At 57.3% G+C, this 22,760-nt stretch carries 23 protein-coding genes and 3 pseudogenes; 8 read left to right on the forward strand and 18 right to left on the reverse strand.

What is annotated here, in order from left to right; translation table 11 throughout:
• Window positions 1-107: 107 nt before the first annotated feature.
• A pseudogene (locus J3P91_RS09505) lies at window positions 108-1,541 on the reverse strand (DNA cytosine methyltransferase); the annotation flags it as partial.
• Window positions 1,542-1,588: 47 nt separating this feature from the next.
• Between J3P91_RS09505 and J3P91_RS09510 the strand changes: the two are divergent.
• Window positions 1,589-2,125: a hypothetical protein gene (locus J3P91_RS09510; protein ID WP_434603611.1), complete on the forward strand. Its 537-nt coding sequence runs from the start codon at window positions 1,589-1,591 to the stop codon at window positions 2,123-2,125.
• Between the two features lie 411 nt (window positions 2,126-2,536).
• Here J3P91_RS09510 and J3P91_RS09515 read toward each other — a convergent pair whose 3' ends face one another.
• A complete protein-coding gene (locus tag J3P91_RS09515) occupies window positions 2,537-2,863 on the reverse strand; it encodes a hypothetical protein (RefSeq protein ID WP_434603613.1) in 327 nt (108 codons plus the stop codon).
• Between the two features lie 226 nt (window positions 2,864-3,089).
• Between J3P91_RS09515 and J3P91_RS09520 the strand changes: the two genes are divergently transcribed.
• Together J3P91_RS09520 and J3P91_RS09525 are read left to right on the forward strand one after the other, a co-directional pair.
• On the forward strand, window positions 3,090-3,524 hold the full coding sequence (locus J3P91_RS09520; RefSeq protein ID WP_434603615.1) for a hypothetical protein: 435 nt from the start codon (window positions 3,090-3,092) through the stop codon (window positions 3,522-3,524).
• Between the two features lie 86 nt (window positions 3,525-3,610).
• On the forward strand, window positions 3,611-4,306 hold the full coding sequence (locus tag J3P91_RS09525) for a hypothetical protein (protein ID WP_434603617.1): 696 nt from the start codon (window positions 3,611-3,613) through the stop codon (window positions 4,304-4,306).
• Between the two features lie 3 nt (window positions 4,307-4,309).
• Here the strand turns inward: J3P91_RS09525 and J3P91_RS09530 are convergent.
• Window positions 4,310-4,584 (reverse strand): annotated as a pseudogene (locus tag J3P91_RS09530) (hypothetical protein).
• A 310-nt stretch (window positions 4,585-4,894) separates the two neighbouring features.
• Between J3P91_RS09530 and J3P91_RS09535 the strand changes: the two are divergent.
• Complete coding sequence (locus J3P91_RS09535) at window positions 4,895-5,059, forward strand: hypothetical protein (protein WP_434603619.1); 165 nt, start codon at window positions 4,895-4,897, stop codon at window positions 5,057-5,059.
• A gap of 247 nt (window positions 5,060-5,306) precedes the next feature.
• Here J3P91_RS09535 and J3P91_RS09540 read toward each other — a convergent pair whose 3' ends face one another.
• The gene (locus tag J3P91_RS09540; protein ID WP_434605043.1) at window positions 5,307-5,537 is read right to left on the reverse strand and encodes a DUF1654 domain-containing protein; all 231 of its coding nucleotides are present in this window, start codon (window positions 5,535-5,537) and stop codon (window positions 5,307-5,309) included.
• A gap of 230 nt (window positions 5,538-5,767) precedes the next feature.
• Here J3P91_RS09540 and J3P91_RS09545 point away from each other — a divergent pair, with 230 nt between their 5' ends.
• Window positions 5,768-6,763 (forward strand): DNA cytosine methyltransferase, encoded by a 996-nt coding sequence (locus tag J3P91_RS09545; protein WP_434603621.1) that lies wholly within the window; start codon window positions 5,768-5,770, stop codon window positions 6,761-6,763.
• Here J3P91_RS09545 and J3P91_RS09550 read toward each other — a convergent pair whose 3' ends face one another.
• The 3 genes from J3P91_RS09550 to J3P91_RS09560 form a co-directional block, all read right to left on the reverse strand.
• A complete protein-coding gene (locus tag J3P91_RS09550) occupies window positions 6,764-7,657 on the reverse strand; it encodes a hypothetical protein (protein WP_434603623.1) in 894 nt (297 codons plus the stop codon).
• Between the two features lies 1 nt (window position 7,658).
• The gene (locus tag J3P91_RS09555) at window positions 7,659-8,732 is read right to left on the reverse strand and encodes a ParB N-terminal domain-containing protein (protein WP_434603625.1); all 1,074 of its coding nucleotides are present in this window, start codon (window positions 8,730-8,732) and stop codon (window positions 7,659-7,661) included.
• Between the two features lie 80 nt (window positions 8,733-8,812).
• A complete protein-coding gene (locus J3P91_RS09560) occupies window positions 8,813-9,466 on the reverse strand; it encodes a LexA family protein (RefSeq protein ID WP_434603627.1) in 654 nt (217 codons plus the stop codon).
• A gap of 340 nt (window positions 9,467-9,806) precedes the next feature.
• Here J3P91_RS09560 and J3P91_RS09565 point away from each other — a divergent pair, with 340 nt between their 5' ends.
• Window positions 9,807-10,427, forward strand: coding sequence for a hypothetical protein (locus J3P91_RS09565; RefSeq protein ID WP_434603629.1), 621 nt, complete (start codon window positions 9,807-9,809; stop codon window positions 10,425-10,427).
• Between the two features lie 195 nt (window positions 10,428-10,622).
• The gene (locus J3P91_RS09570; RefSeq protein WP_434603631.1) at window positions 10,623-10,754 is read left to right on the forward strand and encodes a Rha family transcriptional regulator; all 132 of its coding nucleotides are present in this window, start codon (window positions 10,623-10,625) and stop codon (window positions 10,752-10,754) included.
• 273 nt (window positions 10,755-11,027) lie between these two features.
• Here J3P91_RS09570 and J3P91_RS09575 read toward each other — a convergent pair whose 3' ends face one another.
• The 7 genes and pseudogenes from J3P91_RS09575 to J3P91_RS09605 all read right to left on the reverse strand — a co-directional run bounded on the left by J3P91_RS09575 (window position 11,028) and on the right by J3P91_RS09605 (window position 17,993).
• Complete coding sequence (locus J3P91_RS09575) at window positions 11,028-11,789, reverse strand: SDR family oxidoreductase (protein ID WP_434603633.1); 762 nt, start codon at window positions 11,787-11,789, stop codon at window positions 11,028-11,030.
• Between the two features lie 31 nt (window positions 11,790-11,820).
• Window positions 11,821-12,648, reverse strand: coding sequence for an EamA family transporter (locus J3P91_RS09580; RefSeq protein WP_434603635.1), 828 nt, complete (start codon window positions 12,646-12,648; stop codon window positions 11,821-11,823).
• Between the two features lie 68 nt (window positions 12,649-12,716).
• Window positions 12,717-13,628 (reverse strand): transcriptional regulator GcvA, encoded by a 912-nt coding sequence (gene gcvA / locus J3P91_RS09585; protein ID WP_434605045.1) that lies wholly within the window; start codon window positions 13,626-13,628, stop codon window positions 12,717-12,719.
• A gap of 69 nt (window positions 13,629-13,697) precedes the next feature.
• Window positions 13,698-15,716, reverse strand: coding sequence for a DKNYY domain-containing protein (locus J3P91_RS09590; protein ID WP_434603637.1), 2,019 nt, complete (start codon window positions 15,714-15,716; stop codon window positions 13,698-13,700).
• Window positions 15,717-15,783: 67 nt separating this feature from the next.
• Window positions 15,784-15,966: pseudogene (locus tag J3P91_RS09595) on the reverse strand (LysE family translocator); the annotation flags it as partial.
• Between the two features lie 106 nt (window positions 15,967-16,072).
• Window positions 16,073-16,855, reverse strand: a complete 783-nt coding sequence (locus tag J3P91_RS09600) for an SDR family NAD(P)-dependent oxidoreductase (protein WP_434603639.1) — start codon at window positions 16,853-16,855, stop codon at window positions 16,073-16,075.
• A 40-nt stretch (window positions 16,856-16,895) separates the two neighbouring features.
• Entirely contained in the window at window positions 16,896-17,993 is a 1,098-nt protein-coding gene (locus J3P91_RS09605) for an alkene reductase (RefSeq protein WP_434603641.1), read from the reverse strand.
• Between the two features lie 146 nt (window positions 17,994-18,139).
• Between J3P91_RS09605 and J3P91_RS09610 the strand changes: the two genes are divergently transcribed.
• The gene (locus J3P91_RS09610; RefSeq protein WP_434569065.1) at window positions 18,140-18,706 is read left to right on the forward strand and encodes a TetR/AcrR family transcriptional regulator; all 567 of its coding nucleotides are present in this window, start codon (window positions 18,140-18,142) and stop codon (window positions 18,704-18,706) included.
• Between the two features lie 216 nt (window positions 18,707-18,922).
• Here the strand turns inward: J3P91_RS09610 and J3P91_RS09615 are convergent, their stop codons facing one another.
• From J3P91_RS09615 to J3P91_RS09630, 4 genes are all read right to left on the reverse strand, one after another.
• On the reverse strand, window positions 18,923-19,186 hold the full coding sequence (locus J3P91_RS09615) for a hypothetical protein (protein ID WP_434603643.1): 264 nt from the start codon (window positions 19,184-19,186) through the stop codon (window positions 18,923-18,925).
• Between the two features lie 117 nt (window positions 19,187-19,303).
• On the reverse strand, window positions 19,304-20,218 hold the full coding sequence (locus tag J3P91_RS09620) for a LysR substrate-binding domain-containing protein (protein WP_434603645.1): 915 nt from the start codon (window positions 20,216-20,218) through the stop codon (window positions 19,304-19,306).
• A gap of 88 nt (window positions 20,219-20,306) precedes the next feature.
• Window positions 20,307-21,425, reverse strand: a complete 1,119-nt coding sequence (locus J3P91_RS09625; RefSeq protein WP_434603647.1) for an FAD-binding oxidoreductase — start codon at window positions 21,423-21,425, stop codon at window positions 20,307-20,309.
• 9 nt (window positions 21,426-21,434) lie between these two features.
• Window positions 21,435-22,688 (reverse strand): aromatic ring-hydroxylating oxygenase subunit alpha, encoded by a 1,254-nt coding sequence (locus tag J3P91_RS09630; RefSeq protein WP_434603649.1) that lies wholly within the window; start codon window positions 22,686-22,688, stop codon window positions 21,435-21,437.
• Between the last annotated feature and the right edge of the window lie 72 nt (window positions 22,689-22,760).

Consider the following 22,760-nt stretch of genomic DNA (forward strand, 5'->3'; position numbering starts at 1 on the left):
GCCAGTCGCCAAGGGTCATTTGCTTTGGCCAGCGCGGCCATCGGTGGCGGACTGACGCTGTTGCCGCACATGTGCACCTGCTGGGTTTTGGTGAGAAGCACCAAGTGGGCCGACACCAGCTGCTGCTGGCTTCCGGTGTTTGTCACCGTTGTCAGCGGCTCGTCCATGCCCTTGGCAAACGTAGTGTTGAACCCGCCATTCATCTGGGCCATGAAAATTGTAGATATGCCCATGGCGTGAGCGGCGCCGGCTGGCCGCTGGTAGTTGCCGCAGCTGGTGATGGTAGGTAGCAGCTCATCAAGCGCCTTGCCGGCGTCGTTGAAGCGGAACTTCAGCAGGTGCGCCGCGGCGATCGCGCGGTGGTTCTGCGTCATCAGCGTCCCGACCGGCTGATCGGCCGTCGTTGGCTTGCCGCTGTATTCAGGGCCACCGGCGCCGACCATTCCCGGACTAATCAGCGTCAGTTCGCCGCGGTTGGCGCATGTAACGGTAGGCAATGGGTACATCGGGTCGTTAACCCTGAGGCTGCCTTGGTGTGTAGCGGTCGCAATTACAGGGCTAGCCATGGCGAACGAGCCGCCGCGGGGCCAGCTAGTGATGGTGCGCCGGGGCTCCGCCGACGATTGCGCAAGCTCGCCGGACCAATTCGCGATCGACACAATGAACGGCGCCGGGTTGTCGATGACGAACTTCTTCATGCCCTTTGCAACGCGACGCAGGGTGGCCGGGCAAGGTCCTTCTTGCGATCGAAAATGCTTCTGCCCAGGTCGCTGAAGTCGATACAGTCGGCGGCGGTCTTCCACTTCTGCTGGCTTTTGACCGGGTTCTTCGCGTGGGTTGGCTCCGGCCCACGATCGGCTTGCTGTCGCACCGGGCGATCATGAACAGGCGTTCACGGCTGGTCGGGGCACCGAAGTCGCAGGCTTTGATCACACGCCATGCCACGGCATAGCCCAGGCGTTGCAGCTCGGCGACGAACACGGCCCAGGTCTGCCCGCGGCGTTTCGGGTCAGGCACCAGGAAATGGGGGCCGCTGATCGCCAACGCTGCAAGCGTTACCGACCGCGTCGTGAAACTGAGCGGCGATATCGCCGAGCCTGGCGAAGTGGTTCCCGTCCACCAGCATTGGAGGATCTGCTTTAGGTTCTCCAGGCTTATCAGGCGGGGTTTCTTCTTTCCGCCCCACTTCAGACCGATCCAAGACAGGTTCTGGATTTCGCGCTTGCGCGGCTGTGGTGCGTGCATTCCGGCGACATATGGAATCAGCCGACGGCCTTGCCGCCGCACCCGGTGTCTGGGTCACCATCGAAAACGTCGGTGGTGAAGTGCACCGCGCCCGTATGGTTCACGGTGTGCATGCTGATGGCTTGCGGGCTATGGTTCTTCGCCACGTTCACCGTGCGGCCCAGCCCCATCTCCAGGCCGGTGCCAGCACCGCCACCACAGAAGAAATCGACAATGATCTCATCGTCCTGAGGATTGAAGCCAAGTCCATATTGGGCTTTGAAATCGAGGAGGTGTTTCTTCTGTTTTGCGGACATAGGGGATCCTCGCCGGTATAGTTCTGGGATCTGCAGGGGAGTGAGTTATGAGTTGGGAAGTGGTTTCTTGCTGGATCGAAGGACACCCGGGGCTGGCGTCGTGGGTTCAAGCATTCGGTTCGATTGCCGCGCTTGGTATCGCAATCTGGGTTGCATCTTCACAACGCTCAGCTCAATTGAAAACGGCAGATAAAATTGCGCGTGACAAGGTTGCAGCGCTTATAGCGGTGGTTGAAAGTGCGTCAATTTTTGCCACAATTTTGTCAGTCTTTATTGAGCGAAAGCCATCTTCGTTCGCCTTCAAGGAGAGCTGGAAACTTGTTAATAAGAACTGGCTAGAGTCTTCACTACACTCTCTAAGCCAGCTTCCTGCACATGAACTTGGTAAGGGGGATCTCGTGCGTGGCTACTTTGGCATCTTAGCTGGCATGACTGAAATTCGTCGGCTTGTTGATAGCGCGATAAATGCTGAAGCTTTTGAAGAGCAAGAGTTCTTTTTCATGTATCAGGAGGTAATGAGCCAAATAAGAATCGTACAGGCAACATGGAGAAGTTTTCAGGCGTGTGCCTCTACGAAACAATGAAGGTTGTTTGTCGACTTGGCAGTGGCAGACAAATAGCGTCACACGCGCTCAACAAATTCCAGCCCGATCTGGCTGACCCGATCGACACATGCCGGGCCCAGCCAGACGCACTCGGTTCGGCTTGCAGTGCCGCGGCTGGCGCTAATTCGCGCCGAAGTGCTGTAGCACGCCCAATCCGGCAGCAGTTCCGCATAAAGGTCGCTCAAATATCCGGAAGCACGACCATTCCTTCTAGCTCGAGCAAAACGCGGAGCAATTCACGGGGCGCCGCGTCGTCCATTTCGTGCTTGTAGTAGCGACCGCTCGATGCGCCTTTGTATCGGGTGTCATGCACCTACGGCGGATCGACGTAGTGCAGTGTTTGCAGGCCGTCATGCGCCTTGATGATCTCGATGGCCGGCCTGTTCTCCATCAGACACCGCTCAGGCGCTGACCAACTTCGGCCAGCTGTTCGGGGTAAGTCGCCCAAAGCGATTGGGCCGTGCCGTACTGCCGCTTCGTGTCGATTAGAAAGCCGGTGACGCCCTTGGTAGCGCCGGCTGAACCTAGGCCCATTTGGGCGCGGATGATGGTGCGCCGGGCTCGCTCGATCGGATCGCTGCTCGGCTCCCACGGAAGTTCGCATTCCTCGCGGGAGTACGACGTGAAGACCAGGCGCTCTGTGAGCCCCGATCGCGTCACCGGATCCTGCAGGACGCGGAACAGGTCCACGATGTCGCCGTCCAGGTCGTTGTACACCTCGGCATATGATCGAGGCTTCTACATCAGGACGCCGGCGGCGCCGAACGATTCGACGTAGCAGGTGTGAGGCGGAAAGTGTTGCAGCACCTACGGCGCAAGCCGGAACTTGGCACCGTGGTAGCGGATCACCGGTGCGGTGATGGTCATAGTTGATTTCCAGTCAAGCGCCGCCCTCCGTGACCGGTGGTGGCAATTTGATTTTATTTAGGGTTGAATGCTGCGTATGTTCCACATGGATCTGGATGCAGATATGTCGAAAGCGAGCGCGCTACGAGCCTTAGCAATTGCCTTGGTAATTACTGTTACCAGTGGCTGTATCTCTTACACCGAAAAAGCAGCTGAAGGATTACCGGATTCTGACGTTGCGCGTATCGGCCTAACCGACAAGTCACTGTTCATTGCCACTATTGACGGCAGGAAAACCAATTTCGCACTCGCTACCCAAACAGAATATCGACTCACTGCGGGTAGGCATCGACTGGAACTCAGGTATTGGGTAGGCACTGCCAGTTCTTTGGATCGAAAGCTCCGAGACGTTGATCTTGTCGCTGGTCGCTTATACAAGCTTACAACCGCCCCCAGTGACACTTGGTGGGACATGATCATTGTCGACACGAGCACCGGGGAGCGAGTGGATCAGCACGTTCTGCGCCGCTAACCGCCGTGGCGCTGCGCCCAGTGGCAATTTGGTTTGGGTTGGGGTATTACGGGCGACGGACATGAGGCTGGGAGAGGGAGTAGCGTGTGGCGAAAAAATTGGAGTTCTGGGGGGTGTTGGGAACCGTCATCTACTTATTAATAATCGGGACGACGGTTTCATTTAAGCTTGATGGCTTTCTTAATCTGGAATTGAACGAACTGGGAGACTTCCTCGCTGGAGCGTTCGGGCCTGTCGCCTTCCTTTGGCTGGTGCTGGGTTTCTTGCAGCAGGGGCGTGAATTGAAGCTCAGCTCGGATGCATTGCGACTTCAAGCACAGGAACTAAAAAATTCAGTAGATCAGCAGCGTGAGTTGGTTGAGGTGACCCGTGCTCAAGTTGAAGCAGATCTGGAAAATCTTAAAACCGTGAGGCAGTTGAGAGCTAAGGAAATCAAGCCTTTTTTTGTCGTAGATGGAGGCGGATCTTCTCACTCTGGTAAGGAGCATGAAATGGATTTTCAAATCAGGAATCTTGGACACGCAGTCACTCGATTGGAATTCGATTTTGGATCTCGGCTCTCAAATCTAAATCGCTCGCTTCATGTACTCAACAGGAATGATTCAACTAGCTTCAAAGTAAAATTCAATGACGATGATGAAGAGATAGACGGCTGGCTAGGAGTTGATTTTTTAAATGCTGATCATGAGAAGAGTACCGCAATGTTTCATTACAAAGTGGAACCGCGTAGCGCAACGTATCCATACCCACAACTCAAAGTGCAGTTGTCAGCAGTAGGTTAATATTTATACTGGAAAAATAATATCGTCGCCTGGATCACGCTTTAGCTCCGCCAGGCTTTGATTCCGAAACGCACGCGCCACGTTTCCGCTAATAGCGATTTCGCGGCGCGTTTTTAATGCTTCCCGCGCACCATCGCGCCCAAGTGAATGGCGTAACGCAGGCAGCCCTCAACCACCGATGCCTGTTCGGTATCCTCGTTCCAGGCCATGAGCTCTTCCAGCTTCTTCCGCGTGCCGAGCCGGCAGCGATGCCGCAATTCCTTCTCGTCGTACTCGATCCGCTTTGCTGCTGCTTTGGCTGATCATTCTGCCCCGGTCCTCGCCATGGCCTGCTCCTTCAATTCCACTGGCCGGCAGTGCTAGCCAAGTCTTTCGTTTGCGTTGTTGGTGCGGAAAAGTCTCACGCTGCTACCTTCACTCGGTGCCAGGCGCCGCCGCCGTAGAACAGCTTCGCGGCCTGGGCCTCATCCATCGAAACCGCGTCTGGAATTGCGATCCATCCTGAGGCCATCGGGTGGTTGGGGTTGGCGCTGTTGCGCAGCTCCAGATAGGAATGCTCGATGGCATGTGTGCGGAGTTAAGCCTGAGATGAACTACTCGGTGCAGAACTTGCTCAGCGTGCCCGATCGCGGGGTGAGCCCAGAGCCAAAGGAAGAAATCGCTAAGATCGATGCCGACCCGTCCCGTCAGGATGAAATCGTGACGACAAAAATGCACATCGCTGGGGACCCGTTAGCAATGAAGTACCTCTGAACCGTTTAGGCCGGTTCATCGCTGCCTTTGAATCTGGGCCGGTGGTAATCCGGCAAGGGGTGGGGCTAAAGAGCGGCGGGTCTGAGTAGGCCCTGGCGAGTCGGTATGGCGTCTCGATGGACTGAATTTAAGTAAACTGAAATTAACGCTGCAAACATGCTAAGTTAGGTAATTCACTATGCTGAAATTAGCAGGCATTAAAAAGCCCGCTCGATGGCGGGCCCATTCATGCTTCGCGGTATTCGCGCTAGCCAATCCTGACGGCTCCGTCTTCCATCCGCTCTATTCGAACGCCACTGGTTTCTTCGATCTCCTGAACGACCCGGTGCCAAGCCTTCGAGCTTTCGTCCCCGCGCCTGGATACGATAACGGCCTGAGTCTTTTGAACGGCGGGCGAGGCGATGAGGCGCTGGATTCGACGTCCTACAAGCTCGTAGGAATTCTTTGGCTGCGATTCTACGGCTGCGTTCTGCTGGATATGACGCGCCCTTTTATAACTGTATAGGTATACAGTCTTGCTCCAAGCATTTTTTGACAAGGGCCAAGGGAGATGGGGTGAAAGCACGGGTTCCACTATCGGCCATTCCTAAGGAAGGACAGGGATAGCCGAGCCTTAGGCGACCACCTTGCGGGAGGGTGGGCTTACGTGACGACAGATACACCTTTAGCCCTAGGTCATCGTATAATGCGCCCATTGAGGGGAAATAAATGCCTACAGCAGTATCACTTTTTTCAGGATGTGGCGGCTCTGACGCGGGCGTTATGGCCGCAGGATTTGACGTCATTATGGCAAATGACATTCTTGCTTACGCCAAGGATGTTTATCTCGCGAATTTCGAAGCGACTGATTATCAGCTTGGGGACGTTAGAGGGATTAGCAGTTTTCCTGCTGCCGACTTATTGGTCGGATGCTACCCGTGCCAAGGCTTTAGCCAGGGTGGTGCCCGGGAAGCAGATCGCAAGATAAACACTCTTTATGTCGAGTTCGCTCGGGCGCTAAATGTTATGCAGCCGAAAGCGTTTATCGCTGAGAATGTTTCGGGCCTTCGCCGTAGCACTTATCGTCACCTGCTAGAAGACCAGCTAAAACGATTTTCTGAAGCTGGTGCACATGGTTATGATGTTCACTGGCAGCAGCTGAATGCACACGAGTACGGTGTAGCTCAGGAGCGAAAGCGATTAGTAATTGTTGGCATCAGAAAGGATATCGGCGCAGCTTTTTCGTTCCCTCAAGCCTCCCATGGTCCTTTGGCAGGTCAACCGTATTTTAGTATTGGCCAGGCTTTAGCTGGGCTTCCAGATTGGCCGGAAGGCGAGTATTGCGAAGATCCGTTTCATTGGTACTACCTGTCGAGGAATCGTCGTCGCGGTTGGGACGAAATTAGTAAAACGATTGTAAGCCATATGCGGCATATGCCTTTGCATCCAGTGAGCCCACCACTGCAAAGAATTCATACAGATAGTTGGGTGTTTGAATCAGAGGCCCCGGCACGGAGATTCTCATACCGTGAGGCAGCTCGCTTGCAAGGCTTTATGCCTCGTTACACAACACACGGCGGAGATATGATTTTCCCCGCTACGATAGCTGATAATAAAAAGGATTTTTCTTACAATATGTTACGTCACCGTTATCGGGTCATAGGTAACGCCGTTCCGCCTCCAATGTTCGAGGCCGTAGCGAGAGCGCTTCCGAATATTTGGTAATCAGACCAGCTCTAGACGATGTTCAAGGAAGGTCTCAAAAAGTGGAGGTGGTGAAAGATAAGCCCAATCTATCGCCTCCGCGAAGTTATTCAATATCCTTAATCGATCAAAAATTATAGTTGCAGCTATCTCGCCATCAACGGCCCAAGCTCCATGATTGTTTCTAAAGCTGTGAGGTATAAAAATTAGTTGCATCCATGGATGCGATGGGTGAATAAAATTATTCAACCTATCTCGTGAAATCTCTGTTTGCTTGGTGACCCAATCAGTCCTTGAACAGGCGCATTGTCCTAATGCAGAGGGGATATTTCTAGATTCGAATGGGTCCATCCCCAGCCAAGCTACTAAATCAATTCCTCCATCGCCGGTGTCTCTCCCGCGAAACGTTGCCTCACTACACAATCCTCTTCCGCCAATGTGTGAAGCCAGAGCGTTTATTCTTTCCCACTTGGCGCCGGTATAGTCCGTTTCATTCTTTCCAAAAGCTTTGATGTTTGCTGGTATGGGCCAAGATGCTTTCAGTGCAATAAACGCCACTCGCTCGAACGCGTCGGTGATGGTTTCTCTATTAGTAAGAAACGGTAGGTTCGCGCAAAGTAAAAGCAACGTATAAAGACGCTGCTTATCCGTTAGCTCTTCGAGAGCACTAAAGGTTTTAGAGCTTGAGTCCACGGTGAAAGGATAGTAATCACCAAACGCTTGTGAGCGCCATTCCAAGTGGCTAAAGCAGTCGTTGAGATCTGCCTCCCGCACCTTGCTTTCCCCAACGTCTTTGATTTGATCGGATATAGTCTCTCTGGAGCACACTCGGTCTTGAGTAACAAGGCACAGGAGCTCTGAGAAATCAGCCAGCGTATGGATATCCGAATCTCTAGGCTTATCTAGAATTATCATGTTATTCGATCTGATTTAGTAGGCCGTGGAGAGCCGCGTGAAGTGCGGTTGCTGCTTTCTTTATTCGACTAGCCTGATCTATGTCGGACGTATTAATTCCTTCGGCAACGCTGAGAGTTGTCATGGCGCTGTCGATCCTCTCCTCAGTTTCTCGTAGCAAATTTCTAAGTGCTTCTAACGGCCCACTTGTGTACAGATCAGCAGTTTCTAAAGGGACTCCGCGACGTAATTCGCTGATAGCTTGTTGGTTGTGTACGACACGTGCTAACTTTTCAAGATTTCGCGATTCCCCAAGTTTAGTGGGGCCATGTGATTTATCGAATACCCAGGTAAAAAACTCTGAAAATTCTTCTTGCTTAAGGTCCGCTGCATCCACATCGGAAGCTGACTTGAGACCAATAAATTCACATATGTTCGAGTATCCAATACCTGTTGTTAGAAGTGAGAACTGTATGTCGTCCTCTTCTAGCTTGATCGTATTGAGTAAGCCACTATCTCGTGCTTTTTCTAGCAGGGTTAGACCTGTTAGTAGTTTGGCGACATGAGCCGCCTTACTTCCGATTTCTTTAGCAAGCGCTTTGTGTGCTTCGTTGTGATCAGCGCCATGGCGAACCCTTAGTTGCCTTAGATACCGAGCTTTGGCTAGGGCGTCCCATTCTTTAATGCCTGTAATGTGTCTATAACCGAGATAGCTGAGAATTCTATCCCGCTGTTCAAATTTCAGAACAGGTATTGAAGTAGGTACATTTGTTGTTATCGCGCGGGCATCTTTGACTTGAGAAGGCTTTACCGGAGGCACCACATCAGGCTGGAGTAATTTAAGGGCTCCCAGGCGTCGATTACCTTCGATAACGGTAAAGCCACCCTCCGCTCTAGGAACGACCAAAAGAGGTTCGCCAGCAAAAAAACCATGCTCACCGATAGAAAGCATCAGCTCTATCAAATTACACTCAAGCAGCAGATACTTTAGAACGGACTCATCATTTTGATGCTTAAGAGAGTTTGGAAGTCGTGGGTTCTCTGGGTCAAAGTGAAGCTGACTTAACTCAACATTCTCTAGCTTAAGGTTGTTCATATAAAATACTTTATCAAGTTGAGAATATGAGGGCGGCGATCGGTATTCAGCTACCTTTATCACGAAGCCCTACCAAAAAACTAGAATTTCTGCAGCGCCCGGACCACAACCCCAACGATCCGGCAGTACTCAGTGAACGGCTCGATCCTCCAAGCTGGGTTCAGTGGTTTCAAGAAGAGCTTGCCGCCGTCATTGACCAGCTTCTTGAAAGTCGCTTCGTTGCTATCCGGTAATTTGGCGATCACCAGCTTCCCGGGTGCCGCCTCTGCCTCAGTGTCCACCAGGATTAGCGTGCCTTCTGTAACGCTTTGGCCGACAGGTGACGTCATGGAGTCGCCCTTGACCTCAAGCCAGAACGCCGGCCCCTTCGAGTTGTACTCTGAGAACTCGTAGCGATCCGAAATTCCAGCGGGGTAGGGTTCAACTGCTTTGGACCAGGCGCCGGCAGACACCCAGCTAATAACCGGATAGCGGGAAGATAGGGTTGGTTGCGCAGTGCTGGACACGTTCGCCTCCGAGACCTCCTGCTCGTCCCCTTCACCGATGGCAAGCCACTCAGCCCTGAAGCCCGTGGCTTTGGCCAAGGCGTAGAGATTCTCTGGCCGCAGGCTTTTACTCTCGCCAGTAATCCATTGAGTAACAGCAGAATTTGCGACGCCACAAAGCGCCGCAATCTCGCCCTTCTTTTTCCCGCTGAGCTGTATGGCTCGGGCAATACGTTCATGTCTTTCCATGGACTCGATATTAAGTTAACTGAATTTAAGCATGCAGTAGGCAGGAAGCGCCGTTGACTATATAAATTAAGCATGCTGAAATTTGGTCAGAGTCGAGCGAGGAAGCGAAATGAATACGCATGAGGTCGCCGAGTTCTTCGGCTGCAAGACAAAGGTGGCATGGGCACTGCGCATTCGCCCGAGTGCCGTGACCATGTAGGGAAACCATCCCTGACTTCCAGCAATACCAGATCCAAGTTCTTCCCAAAGGCAAGTTCAAGGCTGCAAAGAAAGCCCAGGTCGCCTAAGCGGCATCCCCTGTCCGCCGTTCTATTGAAGCCAGATTAGAAGAGAGCAGCCCGTGCAAACGTCCAGTTCCAGACACACCGCTCAAATCCATGATCAGGTGCTGGTCGCCCACGCCCAAAACCAGATTGCGCGCACGAGCCTTGGCCAGGATGACTTTGCCCAGGCGCTAAGCCGCGAGATCTATCTGGCTGTGCGTGCTTCGAAAATCGAGCTGGCAAAGGTTCCTGACTTTGGAGAGCTGGCCCGCCAAAACGACGTTGGTGAGTTCATCAAAGCAACCGGCCGTTGGCTCAAGCGTGTCCAGCGCTGGCTGAACGGCGATCAGGAAATGCCTTCTTGGCTGGAAGAGTCGTGGGTGAACGCCCTTGAGCCTGATTTTCGCGACCACTGCCTGAACGAGCTGGCAAGCCGTCACGGCCTGACCGGCGCCCGCCAGATGACCAGCGACCAATGCGCGAACAAAAGTTTCGGCGCGTTGATCCGCGCCTTGGGCGACGCCATCGACACCGGCAGCGGAGTATTTGACGACCAAGTGATGTGCGAGCAAGACCTGCCGCTTTTGCCAGCGTTCGCCAAGCAATGCCGCCAGGTTGAAGCGAAGGCGGGGGAGTTGGGACGCAAGGCCGAGCATTTGCTCTGTTCGCCCCGGCCAAACTTGAAATCTATCGCTTAATTTTCTGCGTATGCGCGGATCGGTGCCCTTTGGGTTCGCACTAATCAATTGAGCGGACACAAAACCCTGGCACAAAAAAGCCGACGGTCGAGGTCGGCTGATTAGATAACACTTTGTGAGACCGATTATATGCAACCCCAACCACATATCAATACCCAGCTGAATGTCGCGACATAATTTGCTGATGCGCGAATCGTGTCGCGCACCACGATGTCCTCTCTGGAGATTGCCAACGTCACGGGCAAGCGCCACGACAACGTGAAGCGCGACATCCTCGCCATGCTGAAAGAGCTGAAAGTCGATCCCCTCAAGTTTGAGGAGATCTAGCGGGCCCACCTTGGATGGGTATACCAGTTATGTGCCTCCCCATTGGATATTGCTTTTTTATCCGGAAAATTGTCGCTGATGTCTATTTGAAGAAGGGCTGGAAAGAAGTACCGGACGCGCCCTGATCTGCCGAGAGCGGAGCATCAGACCCACCGCACCCGCTGGTTTTACGACTGCTTCGCAGTCGAGCGGGAGAAAGCTCCCTCGCCACGGGTCTGCCGTTTCTCTTGGGTGAACAGCGTTAGGCTTCTCAGCCTTTCACCCAGGCAAAACTCACTTCCCCCCAGTCACATCAAGAAACGTCCCCGTCACAAACGAGGCCTCTCCACCCGCCAGCCATAAAATCGCCCGTGCCACTTCCTCCGGTTGGCCGCCCCGACCCATGGGGATCGAGTCCTTCACCCGATCAACCCGCCCGGGCTCGCCGCCGCTGGCGTGCATTTCGGTGTAGATGTGTCCGGGGCGAATGCAGTTGACACGTATGCCTTCCCGGGCCACTTCTTTGGCGAGGCCGATGGTGAAGGTCTCTAAGGCGCCCTTTGAGGCCGCGTAGTCGACGTATTCATTGGGGCTGCCAAGGCGCGCCGATGCCGAAGAGACGTTGATGATCGCGCCACCCGGGCCGTTATGCCGGTACGCCATGCGCTTCATTGCTTGCTGGGCGCAGAGAATCGGGCCGATGGAGTTGACCGCGAAGATGCGCTGCATGCGCTCGAAGCCAAGGTCTTCCAGGCGTGACTGAGCCGACAGCATCCCCGCGTTATTGACCAGGACGTCGATGCGCCCGAACGAGCGGTCGATGGCCGCGAACAGATCGGCGACCTGTTCGGGGTCGGCACTGTCGGCGCGCATGGCCAGCGCGCGGCGTCCGAGTGCCTCTACATCCGCGACCACGGCCAGCGCCGCGGGCTCGTTGGCAACGTAGCTGATCGCGACGTCGTAGCCTTGTGCGGCGGCCAGCCGCGCGGTGGCGGCGCCCACTCCGCGACTTCCGCCGGTTATCAGGATCAGCGGTGCCTGCGAGTCGTTGACCATGTTGAATAGCCCTCCTGAGCAGTTGGCCGTGTCAGCCGATGATAATGGTGCCGCAGACGATCACTGCGCACGCCAGGATCTGGCGGGCGGTGAGTGTCTCGCCGAGGAAGATGGCGCCGATCAGCGCCGCAAACAGCACGCTGGTTTCGCGCAATGCCGATACCGCCCCCAGGGGCGCTTCGTTCATGGCGTAGATGACTATTCCATAGGCCAGCAAGGAGACCAACCCACCGGCCGCGGCGCTGAATATTCCGGGGCGGACGGAGAACAGGCTGCGTGCGTCGCGCAGGCCGATGTAGACCATCGGCATCATCACGCCCCACAAGGCGCACATCCAGACGGTATAGGCGAGCGGCGCGCCGGAGAGCCTGGCACCGATGCCGTCGACGACGCTATAGGCGGCGATGAAACAGCCCGTGCCCAGCGCGTAGGGCAGGCTGGGCACCGACAGTTTGCGGCCCCTGAAGGCCAGGGAAATGATCCCGCCGGACACCAGCGCAATCCCCAGCAGGACGCCGGGGGCGATGCTTTCTCCGGCGAAGACGGCGGCGCCCAGGGCGATCAGTGCCGGTGATGAGCCACGGGAAATCGGATAGACCTGTCCCAGGTCGCCGACGCGGTAGCTGCGCACCAGGAACAGGTTGTAGCCGACGTGCAGTACGGCTGAAAGCACCGCATAACCCCAACTGGCGGCAGCCGGTGGGACCATGAATGCTGCGGCGACGACGCAGGTCACGGCGATGGCGATGCACATGATCGTCATTGACCACAGCCGATCGGCACCGCCGCGCAGCAAGGCGTTCCAGCTGGCATGCAGGAGCGCGGCGAAAAGAACCAGTGAGATGATATGGATAGGCATGCGCCATTCTAGGCAACGCAGATGCCTGTACTACAGCGAAGTCTCCTCATCGTTTCATGAGTAAAACCTCATGCATTTTCATAAGCGCGTTGGACGGTCGACGCCTCGCCGATCAACCATTGGCGGAAGCTGACGATATGCGGCTGCGATTCGATGCCCTTGGGACAGACAAAATAGTAGGCCAGTGGTGACGGGAATGGCACGTCGAACAGCCGCACCAGGCGGCCATCGCTGATTTCGCTTTCAACATGCCCGCTGCGCACCAAGGCAACGCCCTGGCCGAGCAGGGCTGCCTCGACCGTCATGTTGGTGTCGCCGAACCTGACGCTTTCCTTGAGTGGCAAGAATTCCAGCCCGACCTTCTCGAACCACATCTCCCATTTCGGCACCAGCTCGGCGCCATCCCGGGTCAGCAACGGATAGTGCAACAGTTCGGCAGGGCTGCGTGGCGTCCCCAAGCGCTGCAGCAGATAGGGACTCGCCACCGGAAAAACCTGCTCGCCGAAGAGAAATTCCGAATACAGGCCGGGGTAGTTGCCCTTGCCGAGCCGGATCGCCACGTCGGCCTGGGCACTGGAGAAGTGGATGATCTTGTCGGTAGTGTCCAGCGAGACCAACAACTCCGGGTGCAGGCGGGAGAGATTCGGCAAGCGGGGCAGTAGCCATTTCAGTGCGAAGGAATACGTGGTGCTGACTTCGAGTCGAACCCTGCCTTTCTGCTCGCGCAGATCGCCCAGGGTCGCTTCAAGGCTCATGAAAAACTCGCGCACGATGGGCGCCAGCGTGGCCCCCGCGGCGGTGAGGCGCAGTGACTTGCCACGTTCGAACAATTGCAATCCCCAAAGGGATTCCAGGTGCTTGAGCTGGTGACTGACCGCGCTTTGGGTGACATGCAGTTCTTGCGCGGCTGCGGTAAAGGTCGCATGGCGGGTGGCGACTTCAAAGGCTCGTAATGTAGCGGTCGGCGGCAGGTCTCTCATGTGAAGGGTATCCGGCGATTTGAGGATGCGCGTCATGAGCGCTGGCTCATGATAGAACATCGCCGGCGGCTAGGAATGGGACGGCTCACGAAGGGATTGCTGATAATGCGCTTCATCGACCTCGGTCAGGCTCGCATAGCCGTCGTAGTGGTAGATTCGGTGCTTGTCTCGGGCATAACGCTCCGTCAGGAATTCCATGGTGCCCAGGTCGATACGCTTGGCACTCAGCGGCCGCCGATGGCAGAACAGTTTGCGTGTACCCAACTGCAGGAAATCGGGATGCGGCACGCGGACTTCGTCAGGCTCGAAAGCCACATCCAGGCACTTGCCTTCCGAGAAGATCAGCGTGGGGCTAACGGCATAAGTACCGAGAATGCGAGTGTCGCAAGGATGCAGCTTTTTTTTCGCCTCGCCGTAGTAATAAACCGCGTCCCGATCCTTGGCCCAACCATGCCCGCAAGACTCGAAACTGCCTACCTGAGCCTTACGAATCGGTTCAGGGGGATGATAGAAGACCCGGTGGCAGAATACGGTTTTGCCGTCGGTGAGATAGGGGTCGCCGAGTGAGCGGAAGTGTTCAACCGGCTCCTGGGAAAACCGTTCGGGCACTTGCGTCTCGGCGTTATGAAACGGAATCAGATAAAGGCCCTGGGCGTCGCCGCACAGGTGTGTGTCGAGCAATTTGAAACTTGTTGCGTCCAGCCCGTTGATAACGCGGCCATGGAAGTACACCTGGCGGCCGACTTCGAAACCGAGGCCGATGGCTTGTAACGGCGGCGTTTCTGTTTGCGCTTCTGCAGCTTCAGGCGATACCTGCAAACGATGCCACCAGTAACCCTGCAGTTGCGGATGAGCCTCGAAGTAGGGCGCCCATGCCTGTTGCATGGCCGCATCGATGATTCCGCCAGAACCCAGCGGACCCTTCCTGTCGCCTGCGAGCACAGGCGAGTAGTCCAGGTCATCGCCACAGAGCTGGGTCACGACGAAGCTTTCCGCGTCGACATCCAGGCGTTTCTGGCGTTTGTAGACGTGATGTTGATCACGGTAATAATCGAACCCCAAGTGGCGGAAACTCGGGCCGTGGGCGTCACGCAGACGCGTCCCGGCGGCGTAGACGTACAGGTCGTCCACGGCGAAATTCTCATCCTCGCTTTCGCTGCTGCCAACCACGCGGCCGCACTCGTCGAACGCCGGATGGCAGTTCTTCAGCAGCCGAAAATCACCAACGTAGCGCAGGGTCTTGCCGGTCAGGTAATAGGCGCGTTGCTGGTCCTTGGCGTAACGTTCGTTAAGCACGGTGAAGGTCGCCAGGTCGGCATTGTCGATGCGATAGAAATACTCATAGGCAATGCTCGAACCTTGCTGCGCCTGCACGATGATCGACTGCCCGTCGGTTCCCCAGCGTTCGGCGAGCATCCGGAAGTCGTCCGGATTGCTGATCGGCAATGGGGTGCCGTCCTTCTGATGCAGGGGTTTGAAGCCCTTGTAGACCTGGCCGTCAATCACTCGATAGGAAGGGTGGTTGCAATAACGCACCCGCGCCGTCGCGCTGGCGATGAATCTGCCTTGGAGAAAGATACTCACCCCGTCGCTGAACAGGGCAGACGCTGCCGTCACCGAGGCTGGCGACGATGGCACCGGGGCCAGGCTGGCGGGCTTTGCCTGAAGGATTTCGGTGATTGCGTATTCGCCGAACCAATAGGCGGCGGACGCATCGCGCCAATACTGGTGGCCAAGGTTTTCCAGGGCCTTGTCGAACCGAAACGCCAGGGCCTGGAGCGCGTGATAGCCGTAGCGCTGTTGGTAGGCGGGAAGCAGGTAATAGTCGCGCAAGGCGTCACGCAAAACCCAGGGGTTGCGTCGATGCCGCCAGACCGGCTGGCCGGCAACCAGAGGCGAGGGCGGATAACGCCCGTCACTGGCAGCTTTCGCTATCGCGTCGGGGTGTGCGCCTTCAGGGCTGAGCAGGATGTACACGTCCGGCACTTGCCCGTCGCCCAGCAGCACGCCTTCCAGGAAGGCGAAACCCTGATGCCATTCGAGATCAAGCGGCTCCCACTCAGCAATAGCCGTCTCTACGTCTGTCATGTTGTTGCGACCTGAGCGTTCGATGGTTGGCCAATGATCACGGTTTTACATGCCAGAAGCACACCGTTCAGTTATGAATCGGCAGGCTCACCCCAAAAAGTACGAAAAAACCGCCACAGACTTTATTAGATCGGCGCCCGGTTCGGGCCAGCCAAGGCCTGACCCGGTGCGCTGCGCTGGCTACACCGAACTCAACGATAAACTCGACGACCGCATAAGTCAGCGCGATGGCCAACGTCAGCGCGATAATGTAGAAACCCGGGCGGCTTTTCATGGTGAAGAGTTGACCGGACGGATCCGTCTGGGTGTCGCCGAGGACGAACCCCCCAGCACCGGAGCACTTTCGCGGTGAAACGTCAGGCTTTGTAGCGCTCGGCAACCGTCGATTGCTTGATCTGCGACAGCAGTCCCTGCCGCGCCGCCTGCAACGCATCCCAACGCGCGCCGTCCTGCAAGGGTGGAATGGTTACGCCTTCGCGGCGATCGAAGCCGACCAGCGCGGCATCCACCAGGTCGCTCACTTCCATGATTTCACTCAGCGTATTGATGTCGATGCCGGCGCGCTCCCAGATTTCGGTACGGGTGGCTGCCGGCAGCACGGCTTGGACGTAGACGCCTTTGGGCGAAAGCTCGAGGCTCAGCCCTTGGGAGAGGAACAGCACAAAGGCCTTGGTTGCGCCGTAGACCGACATGCCGAATTCCGGTGCCAGGCCGACCACCGAGCCGATGTTGATGATTGCGCCTTCGCCAGCGTTTGCCAGGCGCGGGGCGATGGCGCTGGCGAGTCGAACCAGCGCGGTGGTGTTGAGCGCAACGAGGTGCGCGACGCTGTCGGTGGTCTGTTCGATGAAACTGCCGGACTGGGCGGCGCCGGCGTTGTTGATCAGGATGCCGATGCTGTCGTCATCGCGCAGGCGGGCCTCGACCTTGTGCAGATCGCCGGTTTGGGTGAGGTCGGCCTGGAGCACATCGACGCTGACGTTGTGTTCATTGCGCAGTTCGCTTGCCAGCGCTTCCAGCCGCGCGTTGTCGCGGGCTACCAGCACCAGATCGTGGCCGCGTTGAGCGAAGCGCCTGGCGTAGACCGCGCCGATGCCGGTGGAGGCGCCAGTGATGAGGACGGTTTTGCGAGTGGTCATGGTGTCGGTCTCTTCAGGGGGAGGAAATGTGCGATCAACTTCAGTTGCGGGTGCCGGATTCGGCGAACGTCGGGTAGTCGATGTAGCCCTCTGCGCCGCCGCCATAGAGGGTGGCTGGGTTGAGCGCAGCCAAGGGGGCGTTGGACTTGAGGCGCTCCACCAGGTCCGGATTGGCAATGTACGGCCGACCGAAGGCGATCAAGTCGGTCTTGTCTTCGAGCAGTTGCGCAGTCGCCAGCTCCAAGTCGTAACCGTTGTTGGCGATGTAGGTGTTGTTGAAGCGTTGGCGCAAGCCGGCAAAATCGAAGGGCGCCACGTCGCGCGGTCCGGCAGTGGCGCCTTCGACAACGTGAATATAGGCGATGTCCAGCGTGTTGAGCTGGTCGACGATGTAGTCGAACTGCGCCTGCGGTGCGCTGCTGGACACGCCATTGGCTGGCGATACCGGCGAGATGCGCAGACCCGTGCGCCCGGCACCGATCTCGCCCACGACGGCGGCGGTCACCTCCAGCAGCAGGCGCGCGCGGTTTTCAATCGAGCCGCCGTATGCATCGGTGCGCACGTTGGCGCCATCCTTGATGAACTGATCAAGCAAGTAGCCGTTCGCACCGTGGATTTCTACGCCATCGAACCCGGCGGCAATGGCGTTGGAGGCCGCTTGGCGAAAATCGTCGACGATCCCTGGCAGCTCGCTGACGTCGAGCGCTCGTGGTTCAGACACGTCCTCGAAACTGTTATTGACGAACACCTTGGTGGCCGGGCGAAGGGCGGAGGGCGCGACCGGCGCTGCGCCGTTTTTCTGCAGGGCAACGTGGGAAACACGCCCGACATGCCATAGCTGCAGGAAAATCCGACTGCCTTTGGCATGTACCGCATCGGTGACGGTGCGCCAGCCGTCGATCTGCGCCTGGGTATAAATTCCTGGCGTGTCCTGGTAGCCCTGACCTTGTTGCGAAATCTGCGTGGCCTCGGCGATCAGCAAACCTGCCGATGCCCGCTGGCTGTAATAGGTCGCCGCGAGTTCGCTGGGAACGAAGCCTTTCCCGGCCCGGTTGCGGGTCAGTGGTGCCAGCACGACTCTGTTGGCAAGGGTGAGGGAGCCCAGTTTATGCGGGGTGAAGAGAATCTGGTTGGTCATGGGTCTTGTGTCCGTGCCTGTGGAGGAGGTTTCGTACCGCTTGTTTCTAGGATGATGACCGAAATCTAAACTGTCAACGAATTTGATTATGCTCGGCATCTATGTATGATGAGGGCTTGATTCGAGCGGCCACGAGGCATACGCAAATGAGAGTGACCAAGGCCCAGGCACAGGCAAACCGCGAGCACATCGTCGAGACGGCGTCCGTGTTGTTCCGCGAGCGCGGCTTTGACGGAATAGGCGTGGCGGACCTGATGGCCGCTGCGGGTTTTACCCATGGAGGCTTCTACAAACATTTCGGTTCGAAGGCCGACCTGATGGCTGAGGCTTCCGCGAACAGCCTGTCGCAGTCGCTGGCCAGCACCGGCGAGCTTGATGTAGCCGGATTTTTTGCGATGTATCTATCCAGGGAACACCGCGATGCGCGGGGGCACGGTTGCACCATGGCGGCGTTGTGCGGGGATGCGGCGCGTCAGTCAGACGAGTTGAAGGCGACTTTCGCCAGCGGCGTCGAAAGCACCCTGGCTTCGCTTGAAAAAAAGCTTGAGACGCAAGAGGAGGGGGGCCGGGCAAAGATGCTTGGCCTGCTCGCCCAGGCTATCGGCGCGATCATGCTCTCGCGCGCGTGCCCGGACGATGCTCCGCTGGCTGGCGAAATACTCGAGGTCTGCCGAGCACAGATCCTCGCGTCCCTGCCAGCATCGGAGCCATGAAAAACCAGCGGTAGCGCAGCACGTGCTACCGCTGTCCGGGTCAGAAAATGAACTTGAACAGGGCAATGACCACGATTAGGCCGATGAGGAAAATGATCCCGACGGTACCACCAAGAAATTTCAACATGAGGACGCTCTCTTCAGATGGGCTTAGTGTTCTAGACCCCTGGCGAGCGCGCGCGGTTCGTTAAATTTTCGAATGATCGGCCGCAGGCTTCAGTGAACCGCCAGGGACCTCGAGACGGAAACGTATTCGAACTTCGACACGGTCTTGATCCAGTACCGCCGATACTCGGTCTTGTCCGGCGCCAGCGGTTTATGGCTTGACCAACGGTTTTCCGCCTTCAGGCTGGCGCGATAAGCCTCCCATTCTTTCTGCTCGGCCACTTCCCTGGCTTTGTTCCTGTCATCGAACCAACCCAGCACGTACGCATCGCTCTGGTCCGTGCCGCTCGCTATCAGCAGATATATGTCTGTCATCACCGGTTCCCGCCGCAATCCAGCCACCCAGTCACTGGGCTCTTGTGAGGGTTATCGGCCGCCGTTGCGGTTTTTGAAGCCGTTTGATAAACGGCTCTGGGTTCGACGCACCACTGCTCAGGCACCCTCCGCCTGCGCAAGATAAGTCATCAGCCATTCGCGGAAGCGATTGACACTTTGCCGGTTCGGCGCGCGCCCCAAGGGTTCCAGCAGACAAAACTGCGCATCGGTGCGCAAGAGGCTAGCGGTCGGGCGGACAAGGTTGCCGGTCTGCAAGTGGTCGCCGAGCAACCTCGACCAGGCCAGGGCCACACCTTGTCCGGCCAGCGCCGACTGAATCAGCATCGAGTAGCTGTTGATGTTGATCCGCCGACGAGGCTCTGGCGCGTGGTGGCCCAGGCGTCGGAACCATTCCTTCCAGCCGATCCAGTCCCGATGCTGATCCTCCAGCCATAACCAGGTGCAGGCGCCGAGCTGTTCGAGCCTGCCGGCCTCGGGATGCTGCGCCAGGTACGCGGGGCTGCACACCGGGAAAATCTCTTCGCTGAACAGCGTGGTGACCTTCATGTTGTTGGGCGGCTTGCTGCAGTAATACAGCGCCAGATCGCAATCGAGTCGGGAAAAGTCCTCGACCTGGTCGGTGGCGATGATGCGCAGGTCGATCTCTTCGTGCTGGCGCTGAAACTCCGAAACAAGCGGAAGCAGCCACAGGGATGCCATCGCCGTACTGGTGACCACGGTGACTTGCTGCGCGCCTTGCCAATGACGAACGCCAGCCGTGGCGCGGGCAATCTGCTGCAACGTATCGCGAATGCTTTCGTGATACTGGCTGCCTGTAGAAGTGAGGTTGATTTCACGGGTCGTGCGGATGAACAGTGCCGTGCCCAGAAAATCTTCGAGCAGGCGTATCTGGCGGCTGATGGCGCCCTGGGTGACGTTCAGTTCACGAGCCGCCACGGTGAAACTCAGGTGGCGAGCAGCGGCCTCGAACGCCACCAGGCTGTTGAGCGGCGGCAACGGTTGCAGTTTCATCGGGCTGGGTCACTGTCTTGTTTGGGGTCAGGCGCAGGGTGATTGTGCAGAAGCCTGCGCGCAGTGACTAGCGGATCAGGCGTGACGGCTAGAGATCGATGATCAGATTGGAGGTCGGCTTGCTGCAGCAGAGCAAGCGCAGGCCTTTGTCGATCTCCCGTTGCCGGATGCCGCCGTTGTGGTTCATGTCCACCGTGCCTTCCAGCAGGGCGGTCTTGCAGGTGCCACAGATGCCCTGGCTGCACGAGGAGGGCACGATCGCCCCGGCTTTTTTTGCCGCGCTCAGCACGGTCTGGTTGCCGGGCATGCTGAAGGTCTTGCCCGAGCGCGACAGGGTGACGATGAACATCTGTTGCTGGTCGAGTGAAGGGGCCTGCTCAATCAACGGTTCTTCATTCAGCACCGCGATATCGAAGCTTTCCTGATGATAGTGGCGAAAATCGAACGCCGCTTCCCTGAGCAGCGACTTGACCGCTTCCATGTAGCCCTGGGGACCACAGGTGAAGATTTCCCGCTCGTTGTAGTCAGGCACTTGCTGGCTCAACAAAGGCAAATCGAGCCGGCCGATCGGCTGCTGCCACTGGCTGGCAGCGCCAAGCCCTTCGCAAATACCAATGACCCGCAGGCCGGGCATATCGGCCTGCATTCGCGTCAGTTCGTCATGGAAAATGATATCCGCCGGCGTACGGGCGCTGTGCAGGAACACGATGTCGAGATTGGCCGCCATGTCGCAGGCGGCGCGGGTCATCGACATCAAGGGCGTCACGCCGGAACCGGCCGACAGATACAGCAGTTTTGTCGCCGGATGACCCACCGGTGTGAAACTGCCCGCCGGGCCGGATGCCCTGAGGTTGTCTCCCGGTTCGAGATGGTCATGCAGCCAGTTCGAGACCACGCCACCCGGCACGCGCTTGACCGTAATCGAAAAGGCGAACGGGCGCGTGGGGGAGGAGGACAGCGTGTAGCAGCGCGCGATGGTTTGCCCACCGATGACCGGCGACAGCGTGATGAATTGCCCCGGTTCGAAGCTCAACGCACTGAAGTCCGCGCATTGGAACACGAACGTCTTTACGTCATGGGTTTCCTGGTGCACGGCGCAACATGACAAGGTTTTCTGCTCGCCGCTGTGCCATTGCGAGCCATAAGCGGTCCAGGTCGTCGGGTCGGTAAAACGTTGGGGCCGCGTCAGCTTTTCGTAGGTCGTCATGTCCATCCCTCACACGCCATGGGCGGCCAGACGCGCCGCGTACCAGCGAGAAAACTGGTCGACATAGGTTTCGGTAAACGCCGAGAACGGTCCGGGTGAATAGGCCGGGTCCTGGGTGCCGCTGTGGGTGATGCCGACCAGGTTGGCGTCCTGGAGATTGGTCGCCGCCCAGACTTCGATCAGTCTATCCACCTGGTAGTCCACGCCCTCGATGGCATCGGCGTGCACCAGCCATTTGGTCCGCACCAGGGTTTTGTCGGGCGCCAGCGGGATGATGTAGGAGACCACCGCATGGTCGCTCATGATGTGGCTCCATGAGTTGTGGGTCCACAGGTGCATGTCGCCCAGATCGCGCCGGGTGAGGTCGCCAAACAAGCGCGTGCAGGCGACGCGGGTATCGAGGGTCTGGGATTCGCCGTTGCCGGCGATGGCCAGGCGCTGGGTGCGGAACTGAGTCACCGCGTCCTCGCCCAAGTGTTCGACGGCCTCACAGAGGTAGCCTTGGTTTTCCCAGTCTTGCCTGGTATCGGCGTTGCGCTGGTGATATTCCTTGAGTGCCAGGAGCGAGTCCTCGCCCAGGCCGTCGATGCAGAAGCCGAAGTCTTCCGGCAGGAACGACGCGGTCAATTCGGGGTGCGTGGCGGCGCAGTGATAACACTCGCGATTGTTCTCGATCACCAGTTTCCAATTGCCGTTTTCGATGATTTCCGACTCGTAGGCAATCTTCGAATGGCTGAGATCGTACTGAGCGAAACGCGGGGTCATGACCTGGTCGAGGTACAGGATGTCTTCCGGCGGCTCGTCACTCAGGCAGACGAATACATGGGCGCCCACCACGCGGGTGTGGACCGGAATCAGGCTCTTGCACCCCGGGTCGAAATCCTTGCCCATGTGCGCGGCATGTTTCAGGCTGCCGTCCAGGTCGTACGTCCATTGGTGATAGGGGCAGACCAGCATGCCCACCGTCGATTTGCCGGCCTGTTTCAAGCGCGCCCCACGGTGCCGGCAGACATTGCGGAACGCCTGCACATGCTCGTCATCATCGCGGACCAGGATGATCGAGGATTTGCCGATATCGATCGTCGAAACATCGCCGGGTTCGGCAACGTCGCTGGTGACCCCCACCAGAATCCAGTGTCTGGTAAAAAACACATCGACGTCGGTTTCAAAAACATCCTCGCGGCCGAACAGACCGCCGGGCATGCCATGGCCCGGGGTGCGGTCGGCCAGCAGTTCACGATGGGTTTTCAGGGTTGGGTTCATCGTCGATCTCACTCAAGGCAAATGATCGGTGGTTGGCGGACAAGCAGTGCTGCAGGGAAAACGGGTTTCGTC

Source organism: Pseudomonas sp. Z4-7 (assembly GCF_051131965.1).
Taxonomy (GTDB): Bacteria; Pseudomonadota; Gammaproteobacteria; order Pseudomonadales; family Pseudomonadaceae; genus Aquipseudomonas.

Coding starts and splice junctions, on each gene's coding strand:
- J3P91_RS09580 (WP_434603635.1), bottom strand. CDS start 12,648: ATGCCTATCCATATCATCTCACTGGTTCTTTTCGCCGCGCTCCTGCAT.
- J3P91_RS09600 (WP_434603639.1), bottom strand. CDS start 16,855: ATGACCACTCGCAAAACCGTCCTCATCACTGGCGCCTCCACCGGCATC.
- J3P91_RS09560 (WP_434603627.1), bottom strand. CDS start 9,466: ATGGAAAGACATGAACGTATTGCCCGAGCCATACAGCTCAGCGGGAAA.
- J3P91_RS09615 (WP_434603643.1), bottom strand. CDS start 19,186: ATGACAGACATATATCTGCTGATAGCGAGCGGCACGGACCAGAGCGAT.
- J3P91_RS09510 (WP_434603611.1), top strand. CDS start 1,589: ATGAGTTGGGAAGTGGTTTCTTGCTGGATCGAAGGACACCCGGGGCTG.
- J3P91_RS09630 (WP_434603649.1), bottom strand. CDS start 22,688: ATGAACCCAACCCTGAAAACCCATCGTGAACTGCTGGCCGACCGCACC.
- J3P91_RS09590 (WP_434603637.1), bottom strand. CDS start 15,716: ATGACAGACGTAGAGACGGCTATTGCTGAGTGGGAGCCGCTTGATCTC.
- J3P91_RS09550 (WP_434603623.1), bottom strand. CDS start 7,657: ATGATAATTCTAGATAAGCCTAGAGATTCGGATATCCATACGCTGGCT.
- J3P91_RS09555 (WP_434603625.1), bottom strand. CDS start 8,732: ATGAACAACCTTAAGCTAGAGAATGTTGAGTTAAGTCAGCTTCACTTT.
- gcvA (WP_434605045.1), bottom strand. CDS start 13,628: ATGAGAGACCTGCCGCCGACCGCTACATTACGAGCCTTTGAAGTCGCC.
- J3P91_RS09610 (WP_434569065.1), top strand. CDS start 18,140: ATGAGAGTGACCAAGGCCCAGGCACAGGCAAACCGCGAGCACATCGTC.
- J3P91_RS09535 (WP_434603619.1), top strand. CDS start 4,895: ATGAACTACTCGGTGCAGAACTTGCTCAGCGTGCCCGATCGCGGGGTG.
- J3P91_RS09620 (WP_434603645.1), bottom strand. CDS start 20,218: ATGAAACTGCAACCGTTGCCGCCGCTCAACAGCCTGGTGGCGTTCGAG.
- J3P91_RS09605 (WP_434603641.1), bottom strand. CDS start 17,993: ATGACCAACCAGATTCTCTTCACCCCGCATAAACTGGGCTCCCTCACC.
- J3P91_RS09625 (WP_434603647.1), bottom strand. CDS start 21,425: ATGACGACCTACGAAAAGCTGACGCGGCCCCAACGTTTTACCGACCCG.
- J3P91_RS09575 (WP_434603633.1), bottom strand. CDS start 11,789: ATGGTCAACGACTCGCAGGCACCGCTGATCCTGATAACCGGCGGAAGT.
- J3P91_RS09545 (WP_434603621.1), top strand. CDS start 5,768: ATGCCTACAGCAGTATCACTTTTTTCAGGATGTGGCGGCTCTGACGCG.
- J3P91_RS09520 (WP_434603615.1), top strand. CDS start 3,090: ATGTTCCACATGGATCTGGATGCAGATATGTCGAAAGCGAGCGCGCTA.